This is a genomic window from Hansschlegelia beijingensis (assembly GCF_045505405.1).
GTDB lineage: Bacteria > Pseudomonadota > Alphaproteobacteria > Rhizobiales > Methylopilaceae > Methylopila > Methylopila beijingensis_A.
Map to the genome: position 1 here is coordinate 1 of NZ_JBJKEX010000397.1, position 2,665 is coordinate 2,665.

The window sequence follows — 2,665 nt, forward strand, 5'->3', positions numbered from 1 at the left end:
GGCGCGGCGAGGCCGGCCGCGAGCTGCGCGAGCGTCGACTTGCCGGAGCCGCAGGAGCCGATCAGCGCCAGCACCTCGCCCGCCGGAAGGTCGAGCGAGACGCCCGCGAGCGCGAGGCGTTCGCCATCCCGCAGGGCGTAGCTCATGTGCAGGTCCTGGAGCCGCAGCAGCGGTTCAGCGAAGATGGACGTGGGCGCGACGCGCAACGGAGCGTTCATGACGGAACCCCGGAATTCTGGTCCCCAGGAGGGGACGGGCGAGCGGAACGGAAACGCGGCGGCGGCGCTACAGCGCGGCCAAGAGCTTCAACAGCACCAACGTTTCGATACGTTCGCCACGGCTATCGCCCTGCTGCTCTCCGCCTGCGGAGAGAATGATCCCGTTCCACGACGAGAGAGTGACGCGGGACAGCCGGTCTCGACGGGGTGTGTTAACTTTCGTTCGGAGTAGCGAACGTGTCAATCAGTCGAAAGGCGGGGAACCGTGTTTTTCATCCTAAGAAATTCTGAATAAGACGGCCCCAAAGTGGAACATCCCGGTTTCCGTGCTTATTCGCAGTCACGGCGCCGGTTTCGCCGCCGCGAAGGCCGATCGACCGTTCTAAATAAAGAACACCGCATGCTGTCCTTCAACGCTGTCTTCGCCGGTCTGCCGGTCACGGTGTTCGAGACCATGTCGCGGCTCGCCCGCGACCTTGGCGCCATCAATCTCGGCCAGGGCTTTCCGGACGATCCGGGACCCGAGGACGTCCGGCGCAGGGCCGCCGAGGCGGTGCTCCATGGCCCGAACCAGTATCCGGCCATGATGGGCGCGGCCGATCTGAGAGCCGCGGTCGCCGCGCACTACCGGCGGTTCCAGGGCCTGAGCCTCGACCCGGAGAGCGAGGTCCTGATCACCTCCGGCGCGACCGAGGCGATCGCCTGCGCGCTGCTCGCGCTGCTGGAGCCCGGCGACGAGGCCGTGCTGCTGCAGCCGCTCTACGACGCCTATCTGCCGCTCGTGCTTCGCGCCGGCGGCCGGCCGCGGCTCGTCAGCCTGACGCCGCCGGACTGGCGGCTGGACGCGGACGCGATCCGCGCCGCCGTCGGCCCGCGCACCAAGCTTGTGCTGCTCAACAATCCGCTCAATCCCGCCGGCGCCGTCTATGGCCGGGCGGAGCTCGAGTGGCTCGCCCGGGCGCTCGAGGGAACCGACGCCGTCGTGGTCGCGGACGAGGTCTGGGAGCACGTCGTGTTCGACGGCCGCGCCCATGTCTCGGCGCTCTCCGTGCCCGGCCTCGCCGAGCGCGCCGTGAAGATCGGCTCGGCCGGCAAGATCTTCGCGCTGACCGGCTGGAAGGTCGGTTTCGTCTGCGCCCCGGCGGAGATCCTGCGGGTGATCGCCAAGGCGCATCAGTTCCTCACCTTCACCACGCCGCCCAATCTGCAGGCGGCGGTGGCCTATGGGCTCGGCAAGGAGGCCGCCTGGTTCGACAACTCGCGGGCGCGGCTGCAGGCCGAGCGCGACCGGCTGGCGGCCGGCCTCGCGGAAGCGGGGCTGACGCCGCTGCCGAGCGCCGGGACCTACTTCCTCAATGTCGACCTCGCCCGGCTCGGGATCGCGGACGACGCGGCGTTCTGCGAGCGCCTCGTGCGCGAGGCCGGGGTGGCGGCGATCCCGGTGTCGAGCTTCTACGCGGAGAACAGGGTGACGACCGTCGCCCGCTTCTGCTTCGCCAAGGACGACGACACGCTCGACCGCGCCGTCGAGCGCCTGGCTGCGTTCGCCCGCAGCCTCTGACGGCCGCCCGCGGCACGCGAATTGCCCGGTCGGGCGGAGAGGGAGCGACGGCATGCTGGAGCGGATCTTCGGGCTGAGCGCGCACGGGACCAGCGTGCGCGGCGAACTGCTCGCCGGCCTGACGACCTTCCTCACGATGGCCTACATCGTCTTCGTCAACCCGGAGATCCTCGGCGCGGCCGGCGTGCCGAAGGAGGCGGCGTTCGTGGCGACCTGCCTGGCGGCCGCCTTCGGCAGTCTGCTCATGGCCTTCATCGCGAACGTGCCGGTGGCGATCGCGCCCGGCATGGGGCTCAACGCGTTCTTCGCCTACGTCGTCGTCGTGCAGATGCACTACAGCTGGCAGGCGGCGCTCGGCTGCGTGTTCCTCTCGGGCTGCCTGTTCGTTCTGGTGACGGTCACCGGCGTGCGCGAGGCGATCGTCGGCGGCGTCCCGCGGTCGCTCAGGATCGCGATCACGGCCGGCATCGGACTGTTCCTGGCGATCATCGCGCTCAAGAGCGCCGGCCTCGTGGCCGCCAACCCGGCGACTTTCGTCACGCTCGGCGACCTGCATGAGCCCGGCGTGATCCTCGCCGCCCTCGGCTTCCTGTGCGTCGCGGGGCTCTCCGCATGGGGATTCCGGGGCGCGCTGCTGGCGGGCATCCTGGCCGTCACGGCGCTCAGCTTCGTCTTCGCCGGCAACGTCTTCCAGGGCGTGTTCGCCGCGCCGCCGTCGATCGCCCCGACCCTGTTCGCGCTCGACATTCCGGGCGCGCTCTCGGGCGGGCTGATCAACGTCATCCTCGTGTTCTTCATGGTGGAGCTGTTCGACGCGACCGGCACGCTGATCGCCGTCGCGGGCCGCGCCGGGCTGATGCGGCAGCCGGGCGACCGCAGGCTCAGC

Annotated in this window: 3 protein-coding genes; 2 read left to right on the forward strand and 1 reads right to left on the reverse strand. The window is 70.1% G+C overall.

Annotation, left to right across the window (positions count from 1 at the left end):
- Positions 1 to 218, reverse strand: a 218-nt coding sequence (locus ACIKT0_RS16635; RefSeq protein WP_407106494.1) for an ATP-binding cassette domain-containing protein, incomplete at its 3' end; no start/stop codon positions are given.
- 400 nt (positions 219 to 618) lie between these two features.
- Between ACIKT0_RS16635 and ACIKT0_RS16640 the strand changes: the two genes are divergently transcribed.
- Both ACIKT0_RS16640 and ACIKT0_RS16645 read left to right on the forward strand, forming a co-directional pair.
- On the forward strand, positions 619 to 1,779 hold the full coding sequence (locus ACIKT0_RS16640) for an aminotransferase (protein ID WP_407106495.1): 1,161 nt from the start codon (positions 619 to 621) through the stop codon (positions 1,777 to 1,779).
- Between the two features lie 52 nt (positions 1,780 to 1,831).
- Positions 1,832 to 2,665, forward strand: an 834-nt coding sequence (locus ACIKT0_RS16645; RefSeq protein WP_407106496.1) for an NCS2 family permease, incomplete at its 3' end; no start/stop codon positions are given.

What these genes read in the sequence shown, in the direction of transcription:
- ACIKT0_RS16640 (WP_407106495.1), top strand. Translation starts at nt 619, where the DNA reads ATGCTGTCCTTCAACGCTGTCTTCGCCGGTCTGCCGGTCACGGTGTTC.